At 42.8% G+C, this 4,877-nt stretch carries 7 protein-coding genes; 4 read left to right on the forward strand and 3 right to left on the reverse strand.

All coding sequences use genetic code 11. The features are described 5' to 3' along the window. Positions 1–145: 145 nt before the first annotated feature. Complete coding sequence (locus AC4II3_RS31240) at positions 146–1,936, forward strand: M61 family metallopeptidase (RefSeq protein WP_488016419.1); 1,791 nt, start codon at positions 146–148, stop codon at positions 1,934–1,936. A gap of 17 nt (positions 1,937–1,953) precedes the next feature. Here the strand turns inward: AC4II3_RS31240 and AC4II3_RS31245 are convergent, their stop codons facing one another. Continuing rightward, a complete protein-coding gene (locus AC4II3_RS31245; RefSeq protein WP_488016421.1) occupies positions 1,954–2,166 on the reverse strand; it encodes a hypothetical protein in 213 nt (70 codons plus the stop codon). A 140-nt stretch (positions 2,167–2,306) separates the two neighbouring features. Here AC4II3_RS31245 and AC4II3_RS31250 point away from each other — a divergent pair, with 140 nt between their 5' ends. From AC4II3_RS31250 to AC4II3_RS31260, 3 genes are all read left to right on the forward strand, one after another. After that, a complete protein-coding gene (locus tag AC4II3_RS31250; RefSeq protein WP_488016423.1) occupies positions 2,307–2,918 on the forward strand; it encodes a Uma2 family endonuclease in 612 nt (203 codons plus the stop codon). Positions 2,919–2,968: 50 nt separating this feature from the next. Beyond that, positions 2,969–3,271 carry a DUF433 domain-containing protein gene (locus tag AC4II3_RS31255; protein WP_008185608.1) on the forward strand — a complete coding sequence of 101 codons (303 nt, stop codon included), beginning with the start codon at positions 2,969–2,971 and terminating at the stop codon, positions 3,269–3,271. 72 nt (positions 3,272–3,343) lie between these two features. After that, a complete protein-coding gene (locus AC4II3_RS31260) occupies positions 3,344–3,532 on the forward strand; it encodes a RelB antitoxin-like protein (RefSeq protein WP_488016426.1) in 189 nt (62 codons plus the stop codon). Positions 3,533–3,604: 72 nt separating this feature from the next. On the opposite strand, the gene AC4II3_RS31265 is transcribed toward AC4II3_RS31260, so the two are convergent. Then, complete coding sequence (locus tag AC4II3_RS31265) at positions 3,605–4,597, reverse strand: ABC transporter ATP-binding protein (RefSeq protein ID WP_488016428.1); 993 nt, start codon at positions 4,595–4,597, stop codon at positions 3,605–3,607. Continuing rightward, on the reverse strand, positions 4,582–4,737 hold the full coding sequence (locus tag AC4II3_RS31270) for a hypothetical protein (protein ID WP_488016430.1): 156 nt from the start codon (positions 4,735–4,737) through the stop codon (positions 4,582–4,584). The genes AC4II3_RS31265 and AC4II3_RS31270 overlap by 16 nt, the downstream gene beginning before the upstream one ends. Positions 4,738–4,877: the final 140 nt, after the last annotated feature.

Consider the following 4,877-nt stretch of genomic DNA (forward strand, 5'->3'; position numbering starts at 1 on the left):
TCCCGATTCCCGATTCCCGATTCCCGATTCCCGATTCCCGATTCCCGATTCCCTATTTCCTCTATGTTTACATCTCAAATGAAAATGCTATCTGCTCAGAGGATTGCTACCCTGAAAGCTAAATGGTAATCCCTAATCTTGAGTAATGACTGAAGCAAGAACTATTTTTCGGAGCAGCACAGCCACTAGTACCCTAGCTATTCACTACCATGTCGCTATGCCTCAGCCTCAATCCCATCTGTTTGAGGTAACGCTACAAGTGGAAGGCTGGGAAGCCCCTTTGTTAGATTTAAAGATGCCTGTTTGGACTCCAGGCTCTTACTTAGTGCGGGAGTATGCTCGACATTTACAAGATTTCTCTGCGGATACCGGTAATCCTACCCAGTCTTTACCGTGGCGGAAACTGGCCAAGAATCATTGGCTAGTGGAAACTGGTGATGGGTCGGCTATCACTGTGCGTTATCGTATCTTTGCTAATGAATTAACGGTACGCACTAATCACCTAGATGCTAGCCACGGTTATTTTAATGGTGCTGCTCTGTTCTTCTTCATCCCAGGATTTGAACAACACCCTTGCCAGGTGACTATCGCGCCACCTAATCCCAATTGGCGGGTGACCACACCTTTACCAGCAGTGTCAGGCAAATTTAATACCTTTGAGGCCAGGGATTTTGATACCTTAGTCGATAGTCCCTTTGAAATTGGTGATCATAAGCTCTATGACTTTGAAGTTTTGGGCAAACCCCATCAATTGGCCATCTGGGGAGAGGGGAATGCTGACCCAAAGCGGATTATTGAGGATACTAAGAAGATTATCCAGGTAGAAGCTGAACTGTTTGGGGGTTTACCTTATGATCACTATTTGTTCTTGCTTTATCTAACGGCTAGTGGCTTTGGGGGACTGGAACATAAGGATAGTTGTTCGTTAATTTACTCACGCTTTGGTTTTCGGGCAAAGGATAAGTACAATCGCTTCTTGCAACTGGTGGCTCATGAGTTCTTTCACTTGTGGAATGTTAAGCGGATTCGACCATTAGCCCTAGAAACCTTTGACTATGAAAAGGAAAACTATACGACATCGTTGTGGTTTTCTGAGGGAACAACCAGTTACTATGACTTATTAATTCCCCAACGGGCTGGTATCTATGATGCTAAGACGTTGTTAGAGAATTTGAGTAAAGAAATTACTCGGTTTTTAACTACACCAGGACGTAAGGTGCAACCCCTGGATGAGTCGAGTTTTGATGCTTGGATTAAGCTTTATCGACGGGATGCTAACAGTGATAATAACCAAATTTCCTATTATTTGAAAGGGGAAATGGTGTCGTTATTGCTGGATTTGTTAATCCGGGAGCGCCATGGAAATAAGCGATCCCTTGATGATGTGATAAGAATTATGTGGGAGCAGTTTGGTAAAGGGGAAATTGGCTTTACTCCCCAACAACTGCGAGAGGTAATAGAATCCGTAGCAGAGCTAGATTTAAGTAATTTCTTCTCGAAGACTATTGAGGGTAAGGAGGAATTGCCCTTCAATGAGTATCTCAAACCCTTTGGCTTACAAGTGGTGGCTGTGGATGAAGACTCTGTGCCTTACTTGGGGGTAAAGGTGAGAACTGACAATGGTCAGGACTGGATCCAGTTTGTGGAGATGGATTCTCCTGCAGCAGTGGCAGGAGTGGATGCTGGTGATCAGTTACTGGCTATTGATGGGTTGCGAGTCAAGGGGGAGCAATTATGCGATCGCTTAAAAGATTACCAAGCTGGTGATGTGATCGAGCTTAGTGTATTCCATCAGGATCAATTGGTTACTCTACCGATTACATTAGGGAAATCTCAACCCAGTCGTTACCAAGTCATGCCAGTGAAGAATCCTACCCATGCCCAGCAGCAGAATTTCTCTGGGTGGTTAGGGGCATCTTTGGCCAAGATGAGTTGAGGGTAATCGGTAAAACGTTACGAGAGAATTTCCGATGTGAGCTGTTCAGGAGTAACGGGTTGACATTTTCCTTCAGCAAACTCTTGTTGAGCTTCTTTAACATCTCTAATTCTCTCGGCTCTTCGCCGAGAGCGAAGGCGATTTATTAAACTATTAATTAGATTTTCTTGATCGTCTAAGGAAAGTCGATCGGCTGCTTCTAATATTTCTGAAAAGGTGGGTTGTGTCATGATGCTTTTGATTTTACATAAAAAAAGTTGTTTTTCATTATATTTTTGATCTAACACGATTGACCGTTAAGATTTAAGTATTGATAATAGTAGCTTACCACTGCCAGCATGATTTTATCCTGATAAGGAGTGCGATTGTAATGCTTCAAGCTTTACCAACGTTTATAACTGTTGATGAGTTTATTACTCAGTATGGTGACAACGAAGGCTATGAACTAATCGATGGGGAACTAATTGACATGGAACCTACGGGACCACATGAAGAAGTAGCAGGGTTTGTGGGACGGAAGTTAAATGTGGAGATTGACCGAGGATACCCAGATTATGTTATTCCCTACCGATGTCTGATCAAAATTTTAGGAACTCAAACAGCGTTTCGTCCTGATGTGATTGTATTAGATAGAACTCGGCTCGTAAATGAACCTTTATGGCAAAAAGAGCCTGTGATTACCTTGGGAAACTCAATCAAGCTTGTTGTTGAAGTTGTTAGCACCAATTGGCAGAACGATTATGCTCGTAAAGTTGAAGATTATGCCATACTAGGTGTGCCTGAATACTGGATTGTCGATTATCTGGGCATTGGTGGTAGAAATTATATTGGTAAACCTAAACAACCAACCATTACAATTTGCACTTTAGTAGAGGATGAGTATCAAAAAGAATTGTTCCGAAATGATGATGGTCTTGTATCGAAAGTCTTTCCGGATCTTAGTTTAACTGCTAACCAGATTTTGGCATCCAGTCGAATTTAGATATTATTGTGAGATATAATGGTAAAACCAGTGTATAAATAGGATACAACATGAGTAGTGTCATATCAAAGCATATTGAAATTACACCAGGGGTTTGTGGTGGCAAACCTCGCATTGCCGGTCATCGTATTCGGGTTGAAGATATTGTCATTTGGCACGAAAGAATAGGATTGTCACCGGATGAAATTGTTTCACAATACCCTACCATTACCTTAGCAGATGTCTATGCTGCTTTAGCTTATTATCATGACCATTTTGAGGAAATCAGGCAACAGATTCGTGAGGATGAAGAATTTGCCCGTGATATGCAAGAAAAAACACCGTCCTTGGTTCAGCAAAAGTTAAAGCAGTAAGATGCCCCAGACAATTATTATTTTAGGGAATAGGGAATAGGGAATATAAAAAAATATCTATACATTATTACTATGAATATCTCTATATATAGCATTTTTAAATCAATTGACTTGTGGCGAAAGTTATTCCCAGAAGAAAATATTGCTTTAGATGAGTTATCAGAAAGATTAGAAGATTATTGTCTTAATCAAGCGATGGATGAGGCTAAGCTAACTCCTTTGTTAGACCGTGAAGCCGCAGTAAAATACTTGGAGGAATAATACTGATTTCTGTTCCCGATTCCCGATTCCCGATTCCCGATTCCCTCTTACAAACTGTAGAGCAATTAATTCTCAATTAACAACGCCCCTATTCAGCTCTGGCTTAACCCAACAAGCTACTTCATGGTCAACACTTACTAATTCCAAAGTAGGATCGTTCTGCCAACATTGATCAATCACGAAAGGACAACGAGCCGCAAAGGGACAACCTCGGGGATAATTGGTTAAATCTGGTGGTAACCCTTCAATGGTCTGCAAACGCTCTTGGCGCTGTTCATCCAGACGGGGAATACTGTTTAGTAAACCAATAGTATAGGGATGGCGAGGATTTTTATAGATTTCCATCACCGATGCTTGTTCTACGACTTGACCGGCATACATCACTAAAATCCGATCCGCTAATCCCGCCAATAGCGCCAAATCATGGGTAATCCAAATCACGGCCATCCCAATTTCCTGGCGCAGTTTCTTGACTAATTCTACAATTTGGGCTTGGATGGTCACATCCAAAGCAGTGGTAGGTTCATCGGCAATCAGCAACTGGGGATTACAGGCTAATCCCATGGCAATCATGACTCGCTGGCGCATCCCTCCAGAAAATTGGTGGGGATAGTTACTAATCCGTTCCGCTGCACCAGGAATTCCCACTAATTCTAAGAGTTCAATCGCCCTAGACCGTCCTTGCTCTCGGCTCATCCCTTGGTGTAACCGTAGGGCTTCAGTAATTTGCCTTTCTACCTTTAGTACTGGGTTAAGGGAAGTCATGGGGTCTTGAAAAATCATAGCGATACGGTTACCCCGGATTTTCCGCATTTCCCCCTCAGTAAGCGTTTGGAGGTCACGCCCTTCAAAAATGACCTCACCATTGGTAATCTTTCCAGGAGGAGATGGGATTAGTCCCATAATCGACAGGGCGGTGATGCTTTTACCAGAACCGGATTCACCAACTATCCCTAGGGTTTCCCCTTGATTGACCTGGAAGGAAATACCATTGACAGCATGGACAGTACCAGCTGGGGTGAAAAAGCGTGTTTCTAGATTACGAAGGTCTAGGATTGGTGACAAGGGAAGAATTGAGAATTTAAGTATAGTTTATAGGATATAGCAAAGGGAGTAGGGAGTAGGGAGTAGGGAACAGGGAGCAGGGAGTAGGGAGTAGTGAATAGGCAATAGGCAATAGGCAATAGGCAATAGGCAATAGGCATGCTAGCAAGAAAGAACAGGTAAGTCGGAGATGGGAAAAAATTCTGTTTACTATGAGAAGCGCTATCGTCGATTTCATAGTTTTCTACTCCCGACTCCCGATTCCCGATTCCCGATTCCCGATTCCCGATTCCCGATTCCC

It is taken from the genome of Moorena sp. (genome assembly GCF_982860115.1).

Excerpts from the sequence above, each read along its gene's own strand:
- AC4II3_RS31240 (WP_488016419.1), top strand. The coding sequence starts at position 146 with ATGACTGAAGCAAGAACTATTTTTCGGAGCAGCACAGCCACTAGTACC.
- AC4II3_RS31245 (WP_488016421.1), bottom strand. The coding sequence starts at position 2,166 with ATGACACAACCCACCTTTTCAGAAATATTAGAAGCAGCCGATCGACTT.
- AC4II3_RS31250 (WP_488016423.1), top strand. The coding sequence starts at position 2,307 with ATGCTTCAAGCTTTACCAACGTTTATAACTGTTGATGAGTTTATTACT.
- AC4II3_RS31255 (WP_008185608.1), top strand. The coding sequence starts at position 2,969 with ATGAGTAGTGTCATATCAAAGCATATTGAAATTACACCAGGGGTTTGT.
- AC4II3_RS31260 (WP_488016426.1), top strand. The coding sequence starts at position 3,344 with ATGAATATCTCTATATATAGCATTTTTAAATCAATTGACTTGTGGCGA.
- AC4II3_RS31270 (WP_488016430.1), bottom strand. The coding sequence starts at position 4,737 with ATGCCTATTGCCTATTGCCTATTGCCTATTGCCTATTGCCTATTCACT.